General features: G+C 61.8%; 23 protein-coding genes. 15 read left to right on the top strand and 8 right to left on the bottom strand.

Annotated elements, in window-relative coordinates; translation table 11 throughout:
• Positions 1-33: 33 nt before the first annotated feature.
• On the top strand, positions 34-1,356 hold the full coding sequence (locus J1G34_RS07380) for an alginate export family protein (protein ID WP_065891978.1): 1,323 nt from the start codon (positions 34-36) through the stop codon (positions 1,354-1,356).
• A gap of 26 nt (positions 1,357-1,382) precedes the next feature.
• On the opposite strand, the gene J1G34_RS07375 is transcribed toward J1G34_RS07380, so the two are convergent.
• On the bottom strand, positions 1,383-2,141 hold the full coding sequence (locus J1G34_RS07375; RefSeq protein ID WP_065891977.1) for an IclR family transcriptional regulator: 759 nt from the start codon (positions 2,139-2,141) through the stop codon (positions 1,383-1,385).
• Positions 2,142-2,443: 302 nt separating this feature from the next.
• Between J1G34_RS07375 and J1G34_RS07370 the strand changes: the two genes are divergently transcribed.
• The 9 genes from J1G34_RS07370 (at position 2,444) to J1G34_RS07330 (ending at position 12,007) form a co-directional block, all read left to right on the top strand.
• Positions 2,444-3,985, top strand: a complete 1,542-nt coding sequence (locus tag J1G34_RS07370) for an acetolactate synthase large subunit (protein WP_065885618.1) — start codon at positions 2,444-2,446, stop codon at positions 3,983-3,985.
• 11 nt (positions 3,986-3,996) lie between these two features.
• Positions 3,997-5,487 carry an aldehyde dehydrogenase family protein gene (locus J1G34_RS07365; protein WP_222993688.1) on the top strand — a complete coding sequence of 497 codons (1,491 nt, stop codon included), beginning with the start codon at positions 3,997-3,999 and terminating at the stop codon, positions 5,485-5,487.
• A gap of 27 nt (positions 5,488-5,514) precedes the next feature.
• Positions 5,515-6,309, top strand: coding sequence for an SDR family NAD(P)-dependent oxidoreductase (locus tag J1G34_RS07360; protein WP_065885621.1), 795 nt, complete (start codon positions 5,515-5,517; stop codon positions 6,307-6,309).
• A 12-nt stretch (positions 6,310-6,321) separates the two neighbouring features.
• Complete coding sequence (locus J1G34_RS07355) at positions 6,322-7,362, top strand: WD40/YVTN/BNR-like repeat-containing protein (protein WP_065933302.1); 1,041 nt, start codon at positions 6,322-6,324, stop codon at positions 7,360-7,362.
• An 11-nt stretch (positions 7,363-7,373) separates the two neighbouring features.
• Positions 7,374-7,832, top strand: a complete 459-nt coding sequence (locus J1G34_RS07350; RefSeq protein ID WP_065885625.1) for a VOC family protein — start codon at positions 7,374-7,376, stop codon at positions 7,830-7,832.
• A 15-nt stretch (positions 7,833-7,847) separates the two neighbouring features.
• The gene (locus J1G34_RS07345) at positions 7,848-8,450 is read left to right on the top strand and encodes an amino acid synthesis family protein (RefSeq protein ID WP_065885626.1); all 603 of its coding nucleotides are present in this window, start codon (positions 7,848-7,850) and stop codon (positions 8,448-8,450) included.
• Between the two features lie 157 nt (positions 8,451-8,607).
• Positions 8,608-10,215 (top strand): bifunctional 3-(3-hydroxy-phenyl)propionate/3-hydroxycinnamic acid hydroxylase, encoded by a 1,608-nt coding sequence (locus J1G34_RS07340; protein ID WP_065891974.1) that lies wholly within the window; start codon positions 8,608-8,610, stop codon positions 10,213-10,215.
• Positions 10,212-10,991, top strand: coding sequence for a 2-keto-4-pentenoate hydratase (locus tag J1G34_RS07335; RefSeq protein WP_065891973.1), 780 nt, complete (start codon positions 10,212-10,214; stop codon positions 10,989-10,991). Before J1G34_RS07340 ends, J1G34_RS07335 begins: the two co-directional genes overlap by 4 nt.
• Positions 10,992-11,065: 74 nt before the next feature.
• A complete protein-coding gene (locus tag J1G34_RS07330) occupies positions 11,066-12,007 on the top strand; it encodes a helix-turn-helix domain-containing protein (RefSeq protein ID WP_065885629.1) in 942 nt (313 codons plus the stop codon).
• A gap of 1 nt (position 12,008) precedes the next feature.
• Here the strand turns inward: J1G34_RS07330 and J1G34_RS07325 are convergent, their stop codons facing one another.
• The 6 genes from J1G34_RS07325 to J1G34_RS07300 form a co-directional block, all read right to left on the bottom strand.
• The gene (locus J1G34_RS07325) at positions 12,009-12,917 is read right to left on the bottom strand and encodes an ABC transporter six-transmembrane domain-containing protein (protein WP_065885630.1); all 909 of its coding nucleotides are present in this window, start codon (positions 12,915-12,917) and stop codon (positions 12,009-12,011) included.
• Positions 12,905-13,207, bottom strand: coding sequence for a hypothetical protein (locus J1G34_RS07320; RefSeq protein WP_240995423.1), 303 nt, complete (start codon positions 13,205-13,207; stop codon positions 12,905-12,907). The genes J1G34_RS07325 and J1G34_RS07320 overlap by 13 nt, the downstream gene beginning before the upstream one ends.
• A gap of 102 nt (positions 13,208-13,309) precedes the next feature.
• Complete coding sequence (locus tag J1G34_RS07315; protein ID WP_083203298.1) at positions 13,310-13,519, bottom strand: hypothetical protein; 210 nt, start codon at positions 13,517-13,519, stop codon at positions 13,310-13,312.
• 62 nt (positions 13,520-13,581) lie between these two features.
• Positions 13,582-14,658, bottom strand: a complete 1,077-nt coding sequence (locus J1G34_RS07310; RefSeq protein WP_222993686.1) for a sensor histidine kinase — start codon at positions 14,656-14,658, stop codon at positions 13,582-13,584.
• Positions 14,655-15,383: a response regulator gene (locus tag J1G34_RS07305; protein WP_065885633.1), complete on the bottom strand. Its 729-nt coding sequence runs from the start codon at positions 15,381-15,383 to the stop codon at positions 14,655-14,657. The genes J1G34_RS07310 and J1G34_RS07305 overlap by 4 nt, the downstream gene beginning before the upstream one ends.
• 167 nt (positions 15,384-15,550) lie before the next feature.
• On the bottom strand, positions 15,551-16,375 hold the full coding sequence (locus J1G34_RS07300; RefSeq protein WP_065898012.1) for an AraC family transcriptional regulator: 825 nt from the start codon (positions 16,373-16,375) through the stop codon (positions 15,551-15,553).
• 184 nt (positions 16,376-16,559) lie between these two features.
• Here J1G34_RS07300 and J1G34_RS07295 point away from each other — a divergent pair, with 184 nt between their 5' ends.
• From J1G34_RS07295 to J1G34_RS07275, 5 genes are all read left to right on the top strand, one after another.
• On the top strand, positions 16,560-17,699 hold the full coding sequence (locus J1G34_RS07295; protein WP_065891968.1) for a tyramine oxidase subunit B: 1,140 nt from the start codon (positions 16,560-16,562) through the stop codon (positions 17,697-17,699).
• A 33-nt stretch (positions 17,700-17,732) separates the two neighbouring features.
• On the top strand, positions 17,733-18,155 hold the full coding sequence (locus J1G34_RS07290; protein WP_065891967.1) for a RidA family protein: 423 nt from the start codon (positions 17,733-17,735) through the stop codon (positions 18,153-18,155).
• 58 nt (positions 18,156-18,213) lie between these two features.
• A complete protein-coding gene (locus J1G34_RS07285) occupies positions 18,214-19,506 on the top strand; it encodes an NAD(P)/FAD-dependent oxidoreductase (protein WP_065891966.1) in 1,293 nt (430 codons plus the stop codon).
• 157 nt (positions 19,507-19,663) lie between these two features.
• Positions 19,664-20,518 carry an alpha/beta fold hydrolase gene (locus tag J1G34_RS07280; protein ID WP_065885637.1) on the top strand — a complete coding sequence of 285 codons (855 nt, stop codon included), beginning with the start codon at positions 19,664-19,666 and terminating at the stop codon, positions 20,516-20,518.
• A gap of 416 nt (positions 20,519-20,934) precedes the next feature.
• Entirely contained in the window at positions 20,935-21,546 is a 612-nt protein-coding gene (locus J1G34_RS07275; protein ID WP_240997020.1) for an alginate export family protein, read from the top strand.
• 121 nt (positions 21,547-21,667) lie between these two features.
• On the opposite strand, the gene J1G34_RS07270 is transcribed toward J1G34_RS07275, so the two are convergent.
• Positions 21,668-23,107, bottom strand: a complete 1,440-nt coding sequence (locus J1G34_RS07270) for an efflux transporter outer membrane subunit (RefSeq protein WP_065892118.1) — start codon at positions 23,105-23,107, stop codon at positions 21,668-21,670.
• Positions 23,108-23,109 lie beyond the last annotated feature (2 nt).

Genomic DNA, 23,109 nt, shown 5'->3' with positions numbered 1-23,109 from the left:
GCCTTTAACGACGCGCTTCAAGGAGCTTCGATCATGCGCTACCCATCCACTTTATTCTTCGGCGGTACGCTGGCATGCAGCTTGACGCTCTGCGCCATCAGCCAGGCCCAGGCCTATGAGCTGTACAGCGATGACAGCCGCCATCTCAACGCAGACATGACTGCCGTATTCGGTATGTTCAACAGTCGCAAGAACTACAACGGCACGTCGGGCGGCTCAACCTGGCGTGAAGGCTTTATCAAATACGGCCTGAGCGGCGACCAGTCCCTGGCAGGCAACGGCACCGCCTACGGTGCGTTCGCCCTGCTCAGCTCCGCCACCTGGGGCGACGGCGACGCGGCCGGCAATACCCTGGGCACCGAACGCACCACCAAAATCGAAGACGCTTACCTCGGGTGGCGCTCCGGCGACCTGTTCCCGGCACTGGGCCAGGACGGCGTGGATATTTCCGGCGGGCGCCAGGTGGTCAAGCTCGGCAGGGGCTTCCTGGTCAACGATGACGGGCCGAACCTGGGCAAGGGCCCGGCCGATGGCGCGCTGAACCGGGGCGGTGCCTACTATCTGGCGGCGCGGCATGCGTTCGATCAGACCGCGTTCCTGCGCCTGGGTGGCAAGGACGGCCTGCATGGCAGTCTGTTGTGGCTCAAGTCCGACAACCGCGCCCAGGCCGAAACCGAAGTGGCCGCCGGTACCCTCGATTACACCACCAAGCCCGGCACCTTGGGGTTGACCTGGGTGCATGGCATCGATGTAAACGACCGCTGGGCCAGTGATTTTCAGCGCCAGCGCAAGGGTATGAATATCTACAGCGTGCGTGGCGAAGGCGACGCGGGCCTGCCCAATGTCAGCCTGGCCTTCGAATACGCCTGGCAGGACAAGGACAGCGGGCCGGAAAAAGCCTGGTACGGCGAAGCCGGTTACACCTTTGCCGATGTCGCCTGGGCACCCAAGGTCACCTACCGTTACGCCCGCTACTCACAAAAATGGGATTCGCTGTTCACCGGCCAAAGCACGGGCTACGGCACCTGGCTGCAAGGCGAAGTCGGCGGCAACTATTCCGGACCGTTCAACAGTAACACCCGCATCCATCATGTGGGCCTCAAGGCCACGCCGCTGGAAAACCTGACCCTGGGCGCGTTGTACTTCGACTTCGAGACCGTGCGCAAAAGCAATGCACTGAACCTCGATGCGCGGGAGCTGGACGTGTACGCCGAGTGGGCGGTCAACCCGCACCTGATCATCACGCCCCTGATCGGTCTCTACAAACCGAAACAGGACTCCACCACGGGCGGCAACCAGGCCGTCGGCAACGGCACCAATGTGTACAGCCAAGTGACCGTCGCCGTACCGTTCTGATCCACCCTGGCTGTCGCGTCTTGACCTCAGGACGTGGCGGCGCCCGGCTGATTGCGCATGTTCTCGGCAATCCGCCGGGTGGTGTCCATCACCATCTCGATCACGGTTTCCTGGCGCAGCAGCTTGAAGCTCTGGGTGCTGCCGACAGCGGACAGGCTGCCCACCACCTCGTCAATATCCGGCTGGATGATCGGCGCCGCGATGCCGGTCAGGCCCAGGTTCAGTTCATCGTGGGTCATGCAATAGCCGTCCTTGCGAATCTTCTTCGTGGCCTTGGAAAAGCTTGCCCAGTCGTAGGCACTGTCCGCATCGCCGGCCATGTGTTCTTCGAACAGGCGTTGCAGGCGACGACCTTTCTGAAAGGCGATCAATACCTTGGATTGCGCGCCACGAAAAAACGGCAGCGGGTGACCGCGCCCGAAGGAGAAGTGGTAAGTGTCGGTGGGTTCGGCGATGTAGGTGTTGATGATGCGTCCGTCATAGAAAACGCTGGCGAACACCGCAAGGCCGGTCTGCGCCGACAACTCATGCATCAGTTCGCGCCCGGCGAGGAGGATGGGGTCGTACTGTCGCATCATCCAGTCCAGCTCGATCACGCGCGGCCCCAGGCCATAGTTGCCGGCGTCCACGCGCGTCAGCAGCCCGGCGTCGCATAACTCCTTGACGTAGCGGTACGCGGTGGCACGCGACAGGCCCATGCGCTCGGCGATGGTGTCCGGGTCGATCTTCAACGTCTGTGGACCGATCAGATCCAGGACCCTCAACAACTTGTTCAGACTGCTCATTTCGTTCCTAGAGAAGGGGTTGCACGCGGGTATGCACTATAGGCGAAAACGCCCCGGATCCACTGTAGGAGCGAGCTTGCTCGCGAAAAACTCACAGGCACCGCGTTCCTTCAGGAGGCACGCGTTATCGCTGACGGTTTTCGCGAGCAAGCTCGCTCCTACAGGTCATTACATTAACTTATCTCGGTTTAAAAATCGCATAAATCTCAATATAAGAGACTTATGATTAAAAATACTTGTCCTGTATGGTTTTATGTGTGATAAATCTCATCAAAGAAAACGCTCAAGTGAGAGGGCTGACAATGAATGGTGCGCAACTGATAGTGAATGCGGCAGCGGCAAGCGGTATCGAGTACTGCTTCGCCAACCCGGGAACCACCGAGATTCCACTGGTGGCCGCGATGGCCAGTGCACCCGCCCTCAAGCCGGTGTTGTCGTTGTTCGAAGGGGTGTGTACCGGTGCCGCGGACGGTTACGGCCGCATCGCCGGCAAACCGGCAATGACCCTGACGCACCTGGGCCCTGGCTTTGCCAACGGCATCGCCAACCTGCACAACGCACGGCGCGCCAACACGCCCATCGTCAATGTGATTGGCGACCACGCGTCATGGCACGTCAATTACGATCCGCCTTTGGCCAGCGACATCCAGGCCCTGGCCGGTACTGTGTCCAGCTGGGTACGCACCTCGCGCACCGCGTCGGGTGTGGGCGAAGACTTGCAGGAAGCCATGCGCGCCGCCTGGCAAGCCAAGGGCCAGATCGCCAGCTTGATCCTGCCCATGGACCTGCAATCCAATACCGTGACCCACAACGGCCAGTTCAGCCCGCTGCGTGCGCCGGTGCGGCGCTTTGCCGGCGACCGCATCGAAGCCGTGGCCCAGGCCCTGCGCGACGGCCAGCGGCTGGTGTTCATCGTCGGTGACCAGGGCTTGTCGGTGGCCGGCCTGGAAGCGGCGGGGCGCCTGGCGCAACTGCCCGGCGTGCGTATGTTTGCCGAAACCTTCCCGCGCCTGAGCTACCGGGGGGGGGGCTTGCCCGACCTGGATCGCCTGCCGTACTTCCCGGAAGTGGCCATCGAGATCCTCGAGCAGTACGACAAGGTCGTGTGCGCCGGTGTCGTGGAGCCCATCAGTTATTTCGGCTACGAAGGTATCCCGTCGCGGCTGGCTGAGCGTGAGCGTCTGCTGTCGCTGGCCGAAGTGGGCGACGATGTGGCCGGGGCGCTGACCGCGCTGGCCGATGCGCTGGACGCGCCTGCCTACATACCGACGCCGCAGGACATCCAGCTGCCGCCGGGCGAGGCCGCGTTGAGCCCGCAGTCGGTGGGACAAGTGTTGGCCGCCGCGCTGCCGGACGACTGCATTGTCTCGGTCGAGGGCGGCACCTGCGGCTATCCGTTTTTCACCGCTTCTGCCCGTGCCGCGCGGCACCGTGTATTGACCAATACCGGTGGCGCGATCGGCCAGGGCATTCCGGTGGGGTTTGGCGCGGCCCTGGCTGAGCGTGGCAACCGGGTGTTCTGCCTGCAATCGGACGGCAGCGCCCAGTACACCATCCAGACCCTGTGGAGCATCGCCCGCGAGCAGTTGCCGGTGGTGATCCTGATTGCCGCCAACCACCGCTACGCAATCTTGCAGAACGAACTGCGCCGTTTCGGCATGACCGAGCTCGACCCGCAGTCGCTCAAGCTGACCGTACTCGACACTCCGCGCATCGACTGGAAGGCCCTGGCCAAAGGCTATGGCGTGCCGTCCTGCACCGTACACACCAATGCCGAACTGCAACGGGCGCTGGCCAATGCCGCCGCCGATGCCGGGCCTTGCCTGATCGAAATGGCGCTTTGAAGGAGTCGACCATGAACCAGCTCCCATTATTACCTGCCGTCCAGGCGTTCCTGGACCAGCCCGGTCGCCTGTTCATCGGCGGTACCTGGCAGGACGCCGCCAGCGGTCGCCGCTTTGCCGTGGAAAACCCGGCCACTGAACAGACCCTGACCGAAGTCGCCCAGGGCGATGAGCGCGATGTGAATGCGGCCGTTGCAGCCGCCCGCGCAGCGTTTACCGGCGCCTGGGCCTTCCAGTCACCGGCGCAGCGCGGCCTGTTGCTGTTTCGCCTGGCCGATCTGTTGGACCAGCACCGCGAGGAGCTGGCGCAACTGATCACCCTGGAGAACGGCAAGCCGATCGGCAACGCACGGGGTGAAGCGGCCAGCGCGGCCAACATCATTCGCTACTTCGCCGGCTGGCCCAGCAAGATCGAAGGCAGCACGCTGCCCGTCTCGCCGGCCAGCGGCGCGCCGATGCTCAACTACACCTTGCGTGAACCGGTCGGTGTCTGCGCGCTGATCGTGCCGTGGAACTTCCCGTTGACCATGTGCGTGTGGAAGCTCGGCCCGGCGCTGGCCACCGGTTGCGTGGCGGTGCTCAAGCCCGCCGAGCAGACGCCGTTGGTGGCGATTCGCCTGGTGCAACTGATCGAGGCCGCCGGTTTCCCCGCCGGCGTGGTCAACCTGATCACCGGCCTGGGCGCCGACACCGGCGCACCGCTGGCACAGCACCCGGACGTGGACAAGATCGCCTTTACCGGCTCGACCCAGGTCGGGCGGCTGATCGCCCAGGCGGCCACCGGCAACATGAAAAAGGTTTCGCTGGAGCTGGGCGGCAAGTCACCGAACATCATCCTGCCCGACGCCGACATCGTACGCGCCGCCAAGGGGGCGGCCGACGGGATTTTCTACAACCAGGGCCAGGTGTGTACGGCCGGCTCGCGCCTGTATGTGCACGACAGTGTGCTCGACCAGGTGCTTGAAGAACTGCAGCGCCACGCCGCCGCCTATGTGCTCGGCAATGGCCTGGACCCGGCCAACAGCATGGGCCCGCTGGTATCCGGCCGGCAGTTGAACACGGTCAAGGGCTACCTGCAGCGGGGCCAGGAAGAGGGCGCCCAACTGATCTGCGGCGGTGGCCGTCCTGAGCACCTTGAGCGCGGTCACTTCATTGAACCCAGCGTGTTCCTGGACCGTGCCGAGCGGGCCTGCGTGGCCCGCGAAGAAATCTTCGGCCCGGTGCTGACCGTGATGAGCTGGAGCGAGATCGACGACCTGGTGCTGCGCGCCAACGACTCGCCCTATGGCCTCGCCGCCGGCCTGTGGACCCGTGACCTGCGTTCGGCGCACCGCGTGGCCGCGCAGCTCAAGGCCGGCTCGGTGTGGATCAACTGTTGGAACGTGGTCGATCCGGCGTCGCCGTTCGGCGGTTACAAGCAGTCCGGCTGGGGCCGGGAAATGGGCAAGAACGTGATTGACGCCTACACCGAAACCAAAAGCGTCTTCGTCGATCTGGCCTGAATCGAATAATCACAAGAGGAAATGGCAATGGATCTGGAATTGAAAGGCCGCGTGGCAATCGTCACCGGTGGTGGCATGGGTATCGGCAAGGAAGTCGCACGCTTTCTCTCCGAGGAAGGCTGCAAGGTGGTGATCTGCGCGCGGCGCATGGCGTTCCTGCAACTGGCCGCCGAAGAGATCACGGCACAGACCGGCAATGAAGTGCTGCCGCTGTTCTGTGACACCAATGACATGAAGGCCGTGTCCGAGATGGTCGATGCGGCGTACAAGCATTTCGGCCGTATCGACATCCTGGTCAACGGTGCTGCCGCGCCATCGGGCGTGGTGCGCAATGACATCGAACACGCTGGCGACGATGAGTTGCTGTCGGACCTCAACACCAAGGTGATCGGCTACTTCCGCTGCGCCAAGGCCGTGACCCCGCACATGAAGGCGGCCGGCTTCGGTCGCATCATCAACATCGGCGGGCTCACCGGGCGCAGCAGCAAAGTGCTGTCGGGCATGCGCAACCTGGCGATTGCCCACATGACCAAAACCCTGTCCGACCAGCTCGGCCCGTCGGGCATCACGGTCAACCTGATTCACCCAGGCGTGGTGGATACCCCGCATATCCAGGAGCTGTACGACCGCGAAGCGGTCAAGCAGGGCAAGACCGCGGAACAGGTCGAGCAGGCCTACATCGACGCAACGCCGATTCGCCGCACCCTGGCGCCGATTGAAATGGGCTGGTTGATCGGCTTCCTGGCGTCGCCGAAGGCCGGCGCGGTAACCGGTGAGTCCATCGGCATCGACGGTGGTTTGACGCGCGGCATCTATATCTGAGGAGTATCAGAGATGAGTAACGGAACCCTTTTGGTCGCCACTGTCGGGCAAGCGGTGATTCGCAGCGCCGACGATGGCAAGACCTGGCACCGCCTGGGCCTGGGGCAGGACCTTGAGTTCGATGCAATCACCCGGTCCCTGAGTGTGCATCCCGACACGCCGGAGCGGATCTACGCCGGTACCGACGTGGGCTTGTGTGTCAGCCAGGACACCGGCGGGCATTGGCAGCGCATCGATTCGCCGTTCAACGGGCAGACCGTGTGGAAGGTAGCGGTCGACCCACAGGACGCCCAGCGGATTTTCGTCGGCACCGGCGCGCCGTCGCGTGCCGTGTTGTGGCGCACCCTGGACGGTGGCCTGAGCTGGGATCGCGCTCCGGTGGAGATCCCGGAGTTCTGCGACGGCGTCAGCCGTCCCCGCTTGCTGGCCTTCGCCTATGACCCCACCGACCGCAACCAACTGTGGTTCGGCCTGGAAGAGGGTGGGCTGTTTCACTCCCGTGACGGCGGTGACAGCTGGACCCGCGTCGACGACCGGCTGCTGTGGGACTACAACTCGGACATCCACAACATTGTGGTACTGCCCAATCACGGTGAAAAAGTCATCGTGGTGGTTTGCGTCAATGCGGTTTACCGCAGCCTGGACGAGGGGCTGACCTGGACCGGCATTGTCGGTCGCGAAGCCTTCGGCCTGTATTACCTGCGCGCCATGAACGCGCCGCTGGGCACGGAAAACGAGCTGTACCTGAGTATTTCCGATGGTACGCCGGGCACCACCAGCAAGATCCTGATATCCCGTGACGCTGCACTCACGTGGACCGTGCTGCCCCTGCCGCAACAACCCAACTCCTGCGTTTGGGCGATTGCCTTCAACCCGGCCAACCCGCGCCAGATCGTGGCGGGCACCAAGTATGGGCATTTGTTCACCTCCGACAATGGCGGGGATAGCTGGCAGAAGCACTGGCGCGAATTCAGCGAGATCGCAGATGTGCTCTGGACGCCTGCCGTGGCGCAGATCAAGGCCGGGCATCAATCCATCGTCAAGAAGAACTGAGGTAATCAGTGATGAAAGTCAAAATCCTTCGGACTCACTTATCGCTATTTGTGAGTGATCCTGATGTGTCGGCACTGTGGTACGCCGACATCCTGGGCATGCACGAAAGTGCCCGGGGCGAAAGTTGGGTCATGATGGCATTTGGCACCAAGCATCACGACATCGCCTTGATTCGTGCAGAACCGGGCGCCCACCAGGGCGGCCTGGGCCTGCAGCACTACGGATTGGAAATCGAAGGTGACATGACCACCTTGCGCCAGCTCTACGGCATGTTGCTGAAGAAGGGGGTGGAGGTGGTGAAAATTACCGATCATGAAATCGGCAACGGCCTGTATTTCAACGACCCCGATTGCAATCGCATGGAATTCTTTCTCGAGACCGAGCATGACGATGCGTGCGGCAAGGCCCGCTTCAAGGCCGCCCGTGCGCCGAGTCGCAACATCACGCTTGATCCCCTTGACCCGATTTGAACCGAGGTTCACCTGATGAAAACCGCGAATTTCGCCAGCTATCACATCCGCAAATGGTACAGCTTCGTCGAAGAAACCCTGGCTAACGAAAGTGGCCAGTTGGCCGATGGCGAACCGGTGTTCAAATACGCCGTGGCCGCCGTGATCGCCAACCCGTACGCCGGCCGTTACAGTGAAGACCTTGCGCAATTGATCGAGCCGTCGCCGCTGCTGGGCGAAGAGTTTGGCCGGCGCATCCAGGCCCTGGCCGGTGCCCGCAAGATCGAAAGCTACGGCAAGGCTATCCTGGTAGGTAGCGCGGGTGAGTACGAGCACGGCAACGCGTTCCTCACCAACCCGGCCGCCGACCCGATCCGCGTTGCCCTGGGCGGTGGCAAGTCGTGGGTGCCGTCCACCGGCAAGCGTGGCGGTCCGGGTTCGACCATCGACGTGCCGCTGGCGCACAAGGATGCACTTTACGTGCGCTCGCACTACGACACGTTCTCGGTGACATTCGGCGACGGCCCCTCGCCGGATGAGCTCGTCGTGATCTGGGCTTTCGCCACGCGTGGACGTCTGCATGCACGCTTGGGCGGGCTGAAAGTAGAAGATGTAAAGGGCCTTGACGGCTTGCACTGATAAAAGCACAGCAATTGCAGGAGCGAGCTTGCTCGCGAAAAACGTCAACGATAACGCGTTCATCCTGGATAAATGCAGTGTCTATGCGTTCTTCGCGAGCAAGCTCGCTCCTACGCGGTGCCGGACCCAAACCACAACAAGAAAGCGGTGAATAGCGATGAAGCAGGAGAAAACCCAGGTTGTCATCGTGGGCGGTGGCCCCAACGGCATTACGGCCGCGCACTACATGGGAATGTACGGTATCGACTGCATCGTCCTTGAGCTGGCCGATGGCATACTGCCTTATCCGCGTGCCGTGGGCATGGACGATGAGGCATTGCGTGTGTTGCAGGGCATCGGTATCGCCGAACTGGCGGTACGCGACATGATTTGCGATGTGCCGCTGCGCTACTACAACGCGCGCGGTGTGTGTTTTGCCGAGGTCAAGCCAAGTGCTGCGCAATACGGCTGGCCGATGCGCAATATTTTCATGCAGCAACTGCTCGAAGGCACCTTGCGCGAAAACCTTGGGCAGCACACCAGTGTCGAGTTGCGCCAGGGGCATGAACTGCTTGAACTTGAGCAGGACGGGCAGGGCGTGACGCTGCAGGTGCGCGGCGCCGACGGCGAGCTCTACCAGCTCCAGGCCGACTATGCGATCGGCGCCGACGGCGGCCGCTCCACGGTGCGTAAAAAGCTTGGCATTGAACTGCTGGGGTTGACCCATCCACGCAAATGGGTGGTGGTCGATACCGCCAACGACACGCTGGACGCACCTTATACAGCCCTGCATGCCGATCCGCAGCGGCCCTTCGTGTGCATCTACTTGCCTTACCAGCAGCGGCGCTGGGAGTTCATGCTGATGGAAGGCGAGGACGAAGCGAAAATGTGCGAAGAGGCGACGATTCGCAAGCTGATCCACGGGCATATCGGCGACGCCGTCGACCAACTCAACGTCATTCGTATTCGTGCCTATACGCACCACTCGCGCGTCGCGGCGCGCTTTGTCGAAGGGCGTGTGGCACTGGTGGGTGATGCGGCGCATATTTCCCCGCCCTGGGCCGGGCAAGGCCTCAATTCCGGCCTGCGCGACGTGGCCAACGTGGCCTGGAAGCTCGCCGCGATCATCCAGGGCCGGGCGGCGCCATCGATCCTGGCCAGTTACGACCAGGAGCGACGTGGCCACGCCACCGAACTGGTCGCCCTGGCCGACAATATGGGTGCTGTCCTTGGCTTGACCAACCCGCTGATGGCCGGCGTGCGCGACTGGCTGTTCCAGGCCGTCAACAGCGTCGACAATCTGCGCTCGCACTTGCTGGAGTTCAAATTCAAACCCAAGGCGACCATCACCAAGGGGCTGGTCTATCACGAGCGGGCCGAATTGCGTGAGGATGACCTGGTCGGGCAACTGTTCATCCAGCCCAATATCGAGGACGCCCAGGGCCAGCGCCGGCGCCTGGACGAAGTCCTCGGCAACGGCTATGCCGTGCTGGGTTATCGAGTGAACCCGCGCGCACACCTCAGCGAACCGATGGCCGAGTATTGGGCTCGTTGGGGCACGCGTTTCATCCAGGTCAATCGGTCGCGCAGCGGCGTGGGGCGTAACCAGCCGCTGACGGCCAATGACGCCGTGAGTGTGGAGGACGTGGATAACCGCTTGGGCGAATGGTTCTCCAAGGTGCGCGACTGCATCGTGGTGGTGCGTCCGGACCGTTTTGTCGCGGCGATTACCACCCCGGAGCGGCTTGATGGGGTACTGCGCAAGCTGGCGGAGCAACTGTCATGAGCGGCGCCAACGCGTTGCTCGTTGAACTGGACGAGGCCTTGCGCAGCGTCCAGCCCATTGCTCCTTTGGCGCCCGAAGCGCTGGACCGGCTGGAAGGCTACGGTCTGCAGCGCCAGGGGCTCGTGCGGCGCCAGGCCGGCGGCGAGCGGTTGAGCGGCTGGAAGGTCGCCTTTGCCGGCCGTGCGGCGCAAGCACGCTTCGGCCTCGACGAACCGGTGTACGGCGGCCTCACCACGGTCATGCAGGTCGAGCCGGGCAGTGCGGTGTCACTCGGGCGGTTGATCCAGCCCAAGCTTGAGATCGAGCTGGCGTTCGTCTTCGGGCGCGCGCTGGAACCGGGCGACTACGCGGATGAGGAGATTCTGGCGGCCATCGCCCAAGTGGCGCCGGCGTTCGAAATCGCCGACTGCCGCTGGCAAGGCTGGCGTTTCGGGCTTGGCGCGTTCCTGGCCGATAACGCCGCCGCCGCACTTTACTGTGTAGGACCGCATGTGCCGTTCGACCCTGTGCGGCATGCCTGCGTGGCGTATCACCTGGAACATGAGGGTGTGTATCTGGGGAGCGGCGATACCCTGGACCGAGAAGACACGCCCCTGTTCAACCTGTGCTGGCTGGTGCGACGCCTGCTGGCCGATGGTCATCGCGTGGAGGCCGGGCAGGTGGTGCTCTCCGGTGCGCTACTGGCGCCGATGGATATTCAACCGGGCACTTATCATCTGCACATGCTTGGCACGGAACTGGCTTTGGTTTTCCAGGCGGGCGTTGTGCCTGTCTAACGCCAACCAATGTCACGGACGACTGAGCCCCTTCGGGCCAATAGCAATAACCCGGCGGCCGAGGAGTGACGAATATGCTCGCTGAAGTCCGAACCTTCAATGACTCCCAACAGCACGCCGGCTCGATCCATGGCTGGCAGCAGGTGTATGACCAGCTCGGTCGTGGCTGCCTGACCAGTGAGCTGCGGCAGCTGTCCGGCGATCGCTTCCAGATCTTCCAGGAGGTGCTGGACAAGCGCGTGGTGCAGCATGGCCGCTCGCCCCAGGGCCGCTTGTGCGCAGCCATGTCACTGGGCAACCCTCCGGTGGTCCAGGGGCAGCGGGTAAGTGCGCAAAGCGTAGTGCTGCTGCGTGATGCCGAAGAGTTCGTATTGCATGCGCCGGAAGGCACGCATTTTTTCGCGTTCAACGTCGATGCCGTGCGTTTCGCCAAGCTGGCGGCCTTCGAGTTATCCAATGAGCAACTCAAGCGTTTGACCAGCGTGCCCGCGCTTAACGTGGATGAAACGTTACTGCTGCGCATTCGTCAGCGCATTCACCCCTTGTTTCGTCACTTTCTGCAACACGCGGACGCCATCAGCCCGGCGTCGGAAAAAATCCTCGAAGACGAGCTGCTCGGTGCGTTCCTCGACCTGTTCAGTCACGCCAGCGATGAAGTCCGTTGCCGGCGTGGCAATTTTGCGGTCAGCGCCTATCTGGTCAGGCGCAGCCAGGAATTGATCATCGCCAGTGGCGATACCCCGTTGAGCATCCTGGACCTGTGCGAGCAATTGCGTGTCAGTCGCAGGACGCTGCAGAACAGTTTTCAGGCGGTAACCGGCATGCGGCCGGTTGAATACTTGCGCAATTTGCGCCTCAACGCGGTCAGGCGACGCCTGATCGAAACCTGCCCGAGCCAGAAAAACGTCGGAGATATCGCCGTGGCCATGGGCTTTTTTCACCTGAGCCACTTCGCCACGCATTACCGCGAGCTGTTCGGTGAATCGCCCTCCGAAACGCGCAGGTCACCGCGCTGAATCACGCCAGGCCTGGGTCCACGCGCTTGCCGATATCCTTGAGCCGCGCCAGTTGGTCGATCATCGAGGGGGCTTCATCCAGGCAACTGACGAAGGTCCACAGGTAGGTCATCACCGCATAGATATGCCCGGCTTTCACCGCCGGCGCCAAGGCCAGTTGGGTGATCGCGACCACGAACAGCAGCGCCGCCAGAATGCCGATGGACAGGAAAGCCACGGCTTCACGATCCGATAGCCAGATGCGCAGCCGCGACAGCACCTGATAGTGGCGGTGCAAGGTGTGCGCACCGACCGTTTCCACCAGGCCGATTTCCTTTTCCAGTCGATTGTTCAGGCGTTCATGCAGGCGTTGATTGCGTCGCGCAAAACCCGGCATGAGCGTGACGCACAGCAGCAGCGCCAGCAGACAGGCCAGGCCGACCCAGGGCTCGATCACCAGCAGCATGCCCGCCGCCCCGACGATTGACACCAGCGCGGTGGCGATTGTCGGCACGTGCTTTTCAAAAAAGTCGACGAAGTCCCGTGCCAGCACGACCCGCGCCGCCGCCTTGGAGGTGCTGTGGCGCTGCAGGCGCTGGTTGAGAATCACCGGCACTGCAAGGTCGGCGTAGATGCGCGTAAAGGTCCGCGTGTCCAGCGCCCGCCGCGCCGCGCCGACTACCCAGAAGCCGAGGACCACGGCGGCATACCACAATGCACTGGCGGCATCGCCGCGGATGATCGAGTCCACGGCAAACCCGGCGAACAGCGGGTAGGCCAGCAACAGCGCATTTTCCAGTGCGACAAGCGACAAGGTGCCGAACAATTTACCGGGGTAGGCCCGGGCGATGGCCTTGAGCGTCTGGCTGGCGGATTGCTGCCCCAGCTTTTTACTTTCTTCGAGCAGAATCGGCGGTGTTACGGATGCCATGGTGCACCTGTGGCGCGCGTTGCGCGTTGATGATCGTCGCGGGAGATGCCCAGGCGATAACGCGCTTCATCGGTCATCAACAACAGATCGGTCTGGACTTCTTCGATAATGATTTCCAGGGTGATCAGGATGCAAATGGCCGGCGCCATCAACAGCCAGTGATAATAGGACTGAGTGATCAACGACGCACAGACGCCCACCAGCCACAGCGCCAGGACACACGACGGCGCATGCCGCTGCAATGGAATCCAGAAACGCTGCAACTTTCTGAGTTTGAACGTATAGAGCATCAATGATGCTTCCAGTTGTTTAAGGGTAATAGTGTTGCGAGCTGAATGCATTGTAGGCATAACAGTTATCCACGCTAGAGCGTTAAACAAGGGAGCCGGGCGTTACACAGTGCGGTTATTCGCTGCCTGGCGTTCCAGTTCAGGCAGCGTTTTATTGAGCCAGGCGAGATTGACTGCTTCGACTTCCACCCAGTCACCCGGGCTTGGTACTCCTTCGCAACTCATGAAAGCGATACAACGTCCGTGTATGTCCAGTAAGGCAAAGTGGCGATATTTAGTTGCTCTTTTGAATAGGGAAATACACAGGCGCATGCCATCACCTTGGTGAGTGCTGATAAAGCAAACCTCGCTCTACGGTTGTCAGGATTGGATAGTCAAATGGGTGCCGTTGGCCAACTGAGTTCAAATAACGTGCCGCCATGTACAAGTGTTCGACAGGCCACGGCGCCGCCATGGGCCAGTGCAATCGAACGCACCACGGCAAGGCCAAGGCCACTGCCGCCCTGGGCACGGGAACGCGAACTGTCGCCGCGTTGAAACGCATCGAAAATAAGCTCGGCGAACGGTTCGGCGACACCCGGCCCCTCATCCGCAACCCTGAGGAAATGACCGCGTTCGTCACTGCCGAGCTGGACGCTGACCTTGCCCGGCGTGGCATGCCGGCGCACGTTGTCCAGCAGCGCGAGCAATGCCTGGCGAATGCGGGCAGGGTCGCAGTTCACGGGGCCTTTGCGCAGGTCCAGCAGCAGCGCGAACCCGGCAGCGTTCAGGCTGGGTTCGAACAACCGCGCTTCGGCCTCCAGCGCATCGGACAACTCGACTTGCCGGATTTCAAGTTTCAGGTAGCCGTTATCCCCCATGCCCACGACACGTAAGTCTTCGACCATGCGGGTCAAGCCTTCGACCTGGCTCAGCAGGCTGTAGAACTGCGCGGTGTCCGGCTCGAATACGCCCTCGGCCAACCCCTGCAGACGGCCACGCAGGATGGTCAGCGGGGTGCGCAGTTCATGGCCAATCGCGGCGTTCCAGAAGGCTTGTTCTTCGGCCATGCGTTTCAATCGGTTCGCCATGCTATTGAAGTCATTCACCAGCCGGGCGGCTTCGCCCGGAGAAACGTCGGGCGCCACTGCCCGTGCATCCAGGTCGCCGTCAGCCAGGCTGCGCAGACTGGCCGCCACCGAGTTCAGCGGCATGAGAATGCGTCGGGCCAATTTGACGGCCACCGCCACGCCGACGCCCAGGCTGACGCAGGTGATCAAGCCCATCCAGGCCCATTCCACGCCGCTGGGCAGCCATTCATCCGACTCCAGCTCCAACTGCGTCGGCGGCGACAGCGCCCACAGCAACGAATAGAACACGTAGGTACCGACGACCGCGAGTGCGATGACGCAGAGCACCACGGCGGTCATCGACAAGATGATCTGGCGGCTCATGCCGCTGCCGACGTTCATGCCTGGCTCCCGAAGCGGTAACCGACGCCACGGATGCTGGTCGGTACGCCGCGCAGGCCGAGGTCTTCGATCTTGCGGCGCAGCTTGCTGATATGGCTGTCGACCGTGCGCTCCAGGCTGTCGCTCTCGGGGGAGCAGAGCACCAGCAGTTCGGCTCGGCTGAACACGCGACGCGGCGACTTTGCCAACTGCGCGAGCAACCTGAATTCGGTCACCGTCAGCTGCAACGGCTGTTTTCGCGTGCCGATGCGCACGCTCACCTCATGGTTGTCGATGTCGATCTCGAAGGGGTCGACGCGCAGCACACTGTGGCCACCGCCATGCCCCTGGTCGGCGCATCGACGCAGCACGGCCTGGACCCTGGCGATGACTTCCGCCGGGTTGAAGGGTTTGACGATGTAGTCATCGGCGCCTATGCGCAGCCCCATGAGCTTGTCCATGTCCTGATCCTGGGCCGTCAGCATGATCACGGGCGTGTTACCGCGATGACGAACTTCGGCCAGCACCATCCAGCCGTCAAGCTTGGGCATCAGCACATCGAGCAGCAACAGATCGGGCTTGAGCGTCTGATGCAGCTCCAGCGCGCGCCGCCCGTCCTGAGCATGCGCGGTTTTAAAGCCGGCGCGCTTGAGGTAGGCCGAGAGGATGTCGGCAATTTCCGGCTCGTCTTCGGCGATCAGGACCAGTGCCTGGTTGGAGCTCGATGCAAGGAGTGATTCAGTCATGGTGTGCTCGGTCGATGTGCTGGGCGGTGACTCAATGCTGCAACGGCGCGCAGGCGTTCAGCAACGGATAGGATGATGCCTCGTCAGCATGCACGTTCAGCGTAGGATTTATGGAGAAATGATGGAGGCGCTAAATAATTTTTTCGGCGAGGGCAGGGGATAGGGATTCAGGCGAAGCAGATGCGGTCGTTATAGGCGTTTCGCAGCATTTTGCGTTGGTATTCGCAGGGCGTGGTACTGACCAGTTTCTTGAAGTCGCGCAGGAAGTGCGACTGATCGGAAAAGCCCAGGTCCAGGGCCAGTTCCGAGAACGACACATCGTGTTGGGTATTGAGGGTTTCCAGCGCCGCCTGGCAGCGGATGATCCGGCAGAAGGTCTTGGGCGACAGGCCCGTGTCCTGGCTGAACTGACGATGAATGGTGCGGCTGGTGTAGCCACTGAGGTGTTCCAGCTGTTGGATGCGCAGGTCGCCGCGATGGGCGAGCGCCTGTTGAATGACCATGGCCGTCAACTTCGAGGTCCTGCCCATCAGGCGCGGGATCAGATAGTCGTTGAACAGCTTCATTTGCTCCTGCAACTGCGGGGCCTGGACGATGCTCTCGAAAATGCGCTGAGCAAACGCAGACACCTCCAGCAGGTCCCATTCCCGTTCGGTCAGGTCCTCGGCCATTACGGTGATAAAGCCGGGAATCACCCCCGGCGAAAAGCGCACGCCAAAATAATGATGACCCTGCAGCAACTCCACGCGCTGCGCCACCAACGGCGTGCCGCAAATCCTCACGCTGGGGCGCGTGGGGTCACAGTCGAACACGATGTCCACACAGCCATCCGGAACCGCCAGCAGGTCGGCCGAGTGGGCAACGTCGAAGGCGTAAAAATGCGAGATCGCCGGGTGATCCGAAGGCATTACCGAATAGCGCGATGAATTGAGTACGAACCAGGGTTGTTCGTATGCAGTGTGGTGCTTCAGCGGCGCACACAGGTTGACCATGACCGGACCTTTAAATGGTGTTATGCGCGAATATTCACGCATTTATCGCGCCAATTCCTGCGCGCGGAATAGATGTCGATGTCCGAAATTTACAATACCGCCCAAGTTCGCCCGCTGATACTCAAGGTCGATAGCGTGGAGCCGCGCCTACCGCGGTGATATCACCTTCAGTCCGAGAATAATTATGTCCATTACTACAAAAATAGACTTCATCTACTTGTCCGAGCAGGACATGATCCGCGCCGGCGTGACCGACATGCTCGCCTGTGTGAACACCATGGAAGAGATGTTCGCGCTGCTGTATAGCGGCGACTATCGCATGGCTGGCCCGAACAACGATTCCCACGGCGCAATGGTGATATTCCCCAAGGAGTCGCCGTTCCCGAACATGCCCAAGCCCACCGCTGACCGGCGCATGATGGCGATGCCGGCCTACCTGGGCGGCAGTTTCTGCACTGCAGGCGTCAAATGGTACGGCTCCAATATTGCCAACCGCGACAAGGGCCTGCCTCGCTCGATCCTGATGTTCACCCTCAACGACCCCGACACCGGAGCACCGTTGGCGCATATGTCCGCCAACCTGCTGTCGGCCTATCGCACCGGTGCGATCCCCGGTGTGGGTGCACGCCACCTGGCGCGCAAGGACTCGAAAGTGGTCGGCCTGCTCGGCCCGGGCGTGATGGGCAAGACCACGCTCGCCGCATTCATCGCCGTTTGCCCGTTAATCGATACCTTGAAAATCAAGGGCCGTGGCGAGAAGAGCCTGAATGATTTTCTTGCCTGGGTGAAGGACACCTACCCGCAGATCACCACGATTAAAGTGGTCGACAGCCTCGAAGAGGTGGTCCGTGATTCCGACCTTGTTACTTATTGTAGCTCCGGTGAGACGGGCGACCCCTCAAAGTACCCAATTGTGAAGCGCGAGTGGGTCAAGCCGGGTTGCTTCATGGCGATGCCGGCGGCCTGTTCGCTGGACGAAGGCATGGAGCGCGCCGACGTGCGCAAGGTGCTGGACAACACTGGCCTTTACGAAGCCTGGTTCGAAGAACTGCCCAAGCCTGCGCACCACAACGTGCCGGTGATTGGCGTGCGGTTCATGGACATGATCGCCGAAGGCAAGATGCAGCTCGAGGAGCTTGAAGACATCGGCAAGATCATCGCCGGCGATGCCCAGGGCCGCCGCAACGATGAAGAAATCATCATCATGTCGGTCGGCGGCATGCCGGTCGAAGACGTGGCCTGGGGCACGGTGGTGTACCGCAATGCGATCGAAAGAGGCATCGGCGTGAAGTTGAATCTGTGGGAAACCCCGGAGCTGCGCTGAGCCATTCCCTTTACAACTGACGAGACCTTCGACATGACAAAAATCATCAAGCTCAAGACCGGTTCCCCGTTTGAAGACCAGGCCAGCTATTCGCGCCTGGTGGTGGTGGACAACTGGATCTATGTGTCCAACACCGCCGGCCGCAACCCGCAAACCAAGCTGATCCCCGAAGACATCCTCGAGCAGACGCACCAGGTGTTCGCCAACATCGAATCGGCCTTGAAGGCAGTCGATGCCAGCCTGGCCGATGTGGTGTGCTCGCGGGTGTTCATCCAGGACCCCAAGGATGTGCCGGCGGTAATGGCCTTGATCGGCGAGAAGTTTCGCGGCGTCGACCCGGCCAGCACCGTCACGTGCCCGCCGCTGGGCTCGACGGTCTACAAGGTGGAACTGGAAGTGACGGCTTATCGCAACGCTTCCAAGGCGCAAGTCGAAGTCATTCGCCTGTCGCAGTAACCCGTTATGCGGCCGTGCGTGTGCGCGGCCGACCTCTATTGCTTATCGAGTCTTGATCATGGCCCCGACGATTGCGCCCGTGAATACGTCCACCGAGTTTCCCACCGCGACCAGCGTCGTCATTATCGGCGGCGGCATCATTGGCCTGACGGCTGCACTGACGCTGGCCGAACGCAATATTCCGGTAGTGGTGCTGGAAAAAGGCCGTATCGCCGGCGAGCAGTCCTCACGCAACCTGGGCTGGGTGCGCAAGACCAGCCGCCACGCGCACGATATTCCGCTGGCCCTGGCCGCAGACCGTTTGTGGGCACAAATGCCTGAGCGAGTGGGCGCGGATGTGGGCTACCGGCAAGAGGGCATCATGTTCGTCGCCCGCAACGACACGCAGCTGGCCATGCATGAAGGCTGGCTCAAGTCGGTCGACCACCTGTCCCTTGATTCTCGGATGCTGAGCAAACGCGAGATCGAACAGTTGGTGCCGGGCGGCGCGGGCAATTGGTCCGGCGGCATCTACACGCCGTCCGACGCGCGTGCGGAGCCGACGCTGGCCAGCAGTGCGATTGCCAAGGCCGCCATGGCCCTGGGCGTGGTCATCATCGAGCAGTGTGCGGTGCGTACGTTGCAGATGTCTGCCGGCAAAGTCAGTGGCGTGGTCACGGAAAAAGGCGAGATCCGCTGCGACCAGGTATTGCTCGCGGGCGGTATGTGGTCGCGGCGCTTCTTGGGTAACCTCGGGGTGTCATTGCCGACCCTGGCCTTGACCTGCTCGGTGTTGCGTACCCACCCGATGGAGGGCCCGACGGAAATTGCCGTGGGCGCACCAGACTTTTCGTTTCGCAAACACAAGGATGGCGGTTTCATCGTTACTCAGCGAGGCAAGCTGGACGCTTTTCTGACCCTCGATCACCTGTTGCTTGCCAAGCAATACATGCCGCAATTTCGTGCGCAGCGCAGCGTGTTGAACGTGTCGCTGGGCAAGTATTTTTTCAACGACCTGGCGCTGCCCAGGCGTTGGTCGGCCGACAGTGTCAGCCCGTTCGAACGTGTACGCATGCAAGACCCCGCCGCCAACCCGCGGCTCAACAATGATGCGATGAACAACCTCAAGGCGGCCTGGCCGGTATTCGAGCAAGCCCGGATCGCCCAGACCTGGGCAGGCACTATCGACGTGACTCCGGATTCCAACCCGGTAATAGGCCCGGTCGCACAGATTCCCGGGCTGACCGTGGCGACCGGTTTTTCCGGGCACGGCTTTGGTACTTCACCGGCGGCGGGTCACCTGGCGGCGGATATCGTCAGCGGGCACACGCCCATCATCGATCCAAGCCCTTATCGTTTCGACCGTTTCTAAGTCGACCCAGGCCCCAGATGCCACTGTAGGAGCGAGCTTGCTCGCGAAGAACTCAAATGCACCGCGTTCATACAGGATGCCCGCGTTATCGTTGACGTTTTTCGCGAGCAAGCTCGCTCCTACAGGAAAATCTTAACTGTACTTACGGAGCAAACCCATGTCCCCAGACAGCCGCTTTTTCATCAATCGCACCGGCTTGCGTTTGCATTTTCTACGTTGGGGCGATCCGAGCGGCGTGCCGCTGGTGTTGTTGCATGGCTTGCGCGCCTATGCACAGACCTGGGAGTCGCTGGTCGAGGCCTTGGGTGCCGGTTATTGTGTCTACGCGCTCGACCAGCGCGGTCGCGGCCTGAGTGACTGGGGCCCGGCCGCGAGCTATCACACGCAATCCTATGTCGAGGACCTGCAGGACTTCGTCGCCCATGTCGGCTTGCAGCGCTTCGTGTTGCTGGGGCATTCGCTGGGCGGCGCCAATGCCCTTGAATACGCACGGCAGGCACCGGGACGCTTGATGGGCCTGATCATCGAAGACATCGGCCCCGGGTCGTCGAGCCAGGGCGACGGTGCGGCGCGCATCCGCCGCGAGATGAACCAGACCCCCCTGCGGTTCGACGACTGGCAAGCCGCCCGCGCTTTCTGGCAGGCGTCCCGCCCGGGCTTGTCGGAGCAGGGCCTGGCGTCACGCCTGGCGCATTCGATGAAGGAGAGCGAGGGCGCGATCATTTGGCGCCACGATCAGCAAGGCATCGCCGAGGCGCGCCTGAGCATCGAACCGACGGACTTGTGGCCGGCGGTGCGCGCCCTGGATTGCCCGACCCTGTTTATCCGCGGCGCGCGTTCGGACTTTTTGCCGGCGGCGACGCTGCAGGCGATGCGCGACTGCAATGCGCAGGTGCGCACCGCCGAAGTCGCGGATGCCAGCCATTATGTGCATGACGATCAAGGCGAGGTGTTCAACGGGCTGGTCATTGAGTTTCTTGAGAGCCTGGCGACGTCGGCCCCGTCAGCGTAGGTATCTATTTACAGCGCTCCTGGTCCAAATGTGGGAGGGGCGGTGCGACGATTCGACTTGCTCCCAATGGCGGCCTCAGAGCCGACCAGGATTTTGAGTCGATCCAGGCCCAAATGTGGGAGGGGGCTTGCTCCCGATGGCGGCCTCAGAGCCGACCAGGATTTTGAGTCGATCCTGGCTCAAATGTGGGAGGGGGCTTGCTCCCGATGGCGGCCTCAGAGCCGACCAGGATTTTGAGTCGATCCTGGCTCAAATGTGGGAGGGGGCTTGCCCCCGATGGCGGCCTCTGGGCCGACCAGGATGCTGGATCAGTCGAGTACATATCCGTTGCTGCGGTAACGGCCACTTAGGGTTCCGCCCTGACGGCGGCTCACTTTTGAAAAGCGCAAAAGTAAGGTTCTATCGGTTCGACCTACGTGCACGGCCTGGATGTGGAAGAGAAATACGCCTTCGGAGATCGGGCTGAGCGCAAGGGCATGAACGTCTACAGCATCCGTGGACAGGGCAATGCCGGGATCGAGAACGCCGATTTTGCGTTCGAAGTGGCCCGTCAGGAAAAGCGTTCGGGCTCGCAGCGGGCGATGTTCTTCGACGCGGGTTACACCTTCGTCGACAAGCCATGGCAACCGACCGTCAGCTATCGTTATTCGCGCTATTCCGAAGGCTGGGACTTCCTGTTCCAGGGCGGTTATCGCAAGCGCCTGCAGGGAGAAATCGGGCTTAATTATGCGGGCTCCGTAACCTCGAATATGGAGATCCACGACGTGCTCCTCTCGGTCAAGCCGACCGAGAAGTTGACCCTTAATGCGATGGCGTTCAACTATCACCAGCTGTCCCGTCGCCATGAGTTGGACTTCGCTGCGCAGGAGGTCGATTTTTTTGTCGATTGGGCGGTCACGGAGAACATCACGCTGTCGCCGCTGATTGGCTTCTACAAACCGGAGAAGTGGCTGGGCAACGGTGGCCGGCAGAGCGGCGACGCCTCAACCAACACCTACATGCAGTTCATTGTGTGGGCGACGTTCTGAGTCGTCTGAGTCGTCATTGAGGGCTGGTGCAGTCAGGGCAGGCGTTGACGTTTTGCGTCAACGCCTCCTTGCGTTCATGCCCATGGTTTCTCGAATCTGCTCAACCCCTTCTCGTGTCAGCTCAACCCTTCGGCGCGGCAATAGCCGCGCCGCTGCGGTCCTGCAAACCCCCTCCCAGAGACTTGTACAGCGCGACTGTGTTGACGATATCGTCACGTCGCAACTCCAACAACGCCTGGCGTGCGGCGTAGAGCAGGCGCTGTGCGTCCAGCAGCTCCAGCCTGCCATCCAGCCCCGCCTGATAGCGCAGGGTTGACAGCCCAAGGCGGCGTTCCGCGGTCTTTACGGCACGTAGTTGCGCTTCGATTTGTCTATCGAATGTCGCTGTACCGGCCAAGGCGTCCGCGACCTCCCGAAAAGCCGTCTGGATGGTGCGCTCATAGAGGGCAATGGCTTCGGATTTACGCACCTTGGCCAGGTCCAGTTCGGCGCGCAGCTGCCCGGCCTGGAACAGCGGTTGGGTCACCTGAGGCACGAATCTCCAGACCTGCCGCGAGGGGTCGAACAAATCCCCGATTGATGAGCTGGCATAACCAAAAGAGGCAGTCAGTGAAATTCGCGGAAAGAACGCCGCACGCGCGGCGCCGATATTGGCGTTGCTGGCGATAAGGTGTTGTTCGGCCTGGCGCACATCGGGACGCGTCAAGAGCACGTCAGCCCGCAGTTCGGCGGGCAGTCGTGCGATGACGGGTTGCCGTTCCAGCGGCAGTGCCGAAGGCAGATCGTTGGGCAGCTCGCTGCCGACAATCAATTGCAGGGCGTTGCCGGCCTTGGCAAGCGTACGCTGACGTGCCTGCAAGTCGGCTTCGGCCAGTGCGACCTGGTTTTCGGCCTGGGCGACGTCCAACTCACTGCTCTGCATCGACGTCTTCATCAGGCGAGCCAGTTCCAGGGACACTCGCCAATCCGCGAGTGTGCGCTCGGCCAGTTGGCACTGCTCACGGGCCAGTTGCTGTGCGAAATACGTCTCGGCAACGGCACTCACCAGGATGATCTGAGCAGCGTCACGGCCATTTTCACTGGCGAAGTAGCGTGCCAGCGCGGCATCGGAAAGTGCCCGTACACGTCCGAATAGATCCAGCTCGAACGCATTGATGCCCACGTTCACACCCACCTGCTGAGTGACTTGGCGATTTTCGCTGCCCTGGCCGCTCACGCCTGCGGCCCGCTCGCGAGTGGCGCTTGCATCGGCGGACACGGAAGGAAAACGTCCGGCGATTTGAATCTGTGACATGGCCCGGGCGGCTTCGACATTCAGCGTAGCCAGACGCAGATCACGGTTGTTCTGCAGCGCCAGGTCAATCAACCGCTGCAAACGCAGATCGCCGAACATCGTTCGCCAGCCCAGGGCTGCAGCCGTCAACGAAGCGCCTGACTTCATCGCGGCCCCTTCCTGCAGTGGAAAGTGCGAAGGAACGGGCAGCGCCGGACTGTCCAGCTTGGGCGTCAGCACACAGGCGGACAGGCAGCCAGCCAGGGACAAGCAAACCAACAGGCGCATGT

Origin of the sequence: Pseudomonas sp. Wu6, from assembly GCF_019891515.1 — a bacterium.
Taxonomy (GTDB): Bacteria; Pseudomonadota; Gammaproteobacteria; order Pseudomonadales; family Pseudomonadaceae; genus Aquipseudomonas; species Aquipseudomonas orientalis_A.
This window is presented reverse-complemented; position numbering and strand designations above follow the sequence as displayed.

Bases quoted from the DNA above. Each gene is read 5' to 3' on its own strand.
- J1G34_RS07355 (WP_065933302.1), top strand. From the start codon at position 6,322: ATGAGTAACGGAACCCTTTTGGTCGCCACTGTCGGGCAAGCGGTGATT.
- J1G34_RS07295 (WP_065891968.1), top strand. From the start codon at position 16,560: ATGTCCATTACTACAAAAATAGACTTCATCTACTTGTCCGAGCAGGAC.
- J1G34_RS07280 (WP_065885637.1), top strand. From the start codon at position 19,664: ATGTCCCCAGACAGCCGCTTTTTCATCAATCGCACCGGCTTGCGTTTG.
- J1G34_RS07330 (WP_065885629.1), top strand. From the start codon at position 11,066: ATGCTCGCTGAAGTCCGAACCTTCAATGACTCCCAACAGCACGCCGGC.
- J1G34_RS07335 (WP_065891973.1), top strand. From the start codon at position 10,212: ATGAGCGGCGCCAACGCGTTGCTCGTTGAACTGGACGAGGCCTTGCGC.
- J1G34_RS07290 (WP_065891967.1), top strand. From the start codon at position 17,733: ATGACAAAAATCATCAAGCTCAAGACCGGTTCCCCGTTTGAAGACCAG.
- J1G34_RS07380 (WP_065891978.1), top strand. From the start codon at position 34: ATGCGCTACCCATCCACTTTATTCTTCGGCGGTACGCTGGCATGCAGC.
- J1G34_RS07345 (WP_065885626.1), top strand. From the start codon at position 7,848: ATGAAAACCGCGAATTTCGCCAGCTATCACATCCGCAAATGGTACAGC.
- J1G34_RS07285 (WP_065891966.1), top strand. From the start codon at position 18,214: ATGGCCCCGACGATTGCGCCCGTGAATACGTCCACCGAGTTTCCCACC.
- J1G34_RS07270 (WP_065892118.1), bottom strand. From the start codon at position 23,107: ATGCGCCTGTTGGTTTGCTTGTCCCTGGCTGGCTGCCTGTCCGCCTGT.
- J1G34_RS07310 (WP_222993686.1), bottom strand. From the start codon at position 14,658: ATGAACGTCGGCAGCGGCATGAGCCGCCAGATCATCTTGTCGATGACC.
- J1G34_RS07340 (WP_065891974.1), top strand. From the start codon at position 8,608: ATGAAGCAGGAGAAAACCCAGGTTGTCATCGTGGGCGGTGGCCCCAAC.
- J1G34_RS07370 (WP_065885618.1), top strand. From the start codon at position 2,444: ATGAATGGTGCGCAACTGATAGTGAATGCGGCAGCGGCAAGCGGTATC.
- J1G34_RS07320 (WP_240995423.1), bottom strand. From the start codon at position 13,207: ATGCTCTATACGTTCAAACTCAGAAAGTTGCAGCGTTTCTGGATTCCA.
- J1G34_RS07305 (WP_065885633.1), bottom strand. From the start codon at position 15,383: ATGACTGAATCACTCCTTGCATCGAGCTCCAACCAGGCACTGGTCCTG.
- J1G34_RS07325 (WP_065885630.1), bottom strand. From the start codon at position 12,917: ATGGCATCCGTAACACCGCCGATTCTGCTCGAAGAAAGTAAAAAGCTG.
- J1G34_RS07375 (WP_065891977.1), bottom strand. From the start codon at position 2,141: ATGAGCAGTCTGAACAAGTTGTTGAGGGTCCTGGATCTGATCGGTCCA.
- J1G34_RS07360 (WP_065885621.1), top strand. From the start codon at position 5,515: ATGGATCTGGAATTGAAAGGCCGCGTGGCAATCGTCACCGGTGGTGGC.
- J1G34_RS07350 (WP_065885625.1), top strand. From the start codon at position 7,374: ATGAAAGTCAAAATCCTTCGGACTCACTTATCGCTATTTGTGAGTGAT.
- J1G34_RS07315 (WP_083203298.1), bottom strand. From the start codon at position 13,519: ATGCGCCTGTGTATTTCCCTATTCAAAAGAGCAACTAAATATCGCCAC.
- J1G34_RS07300 (WP_065898012.1), bottom strand. From the start codon at position 16,375: ATGGTCAACCTGTGTGCGCCGCTGAAGCACCACACTGCATACGAACAA.
- J1G34_RS07365 (WP_222993688.1), top strand. From the start codon at position 3,997: ATGAACCAGCTCCCATTATTACCTGCCGTCCAGGCGTTCCTGGACCAG.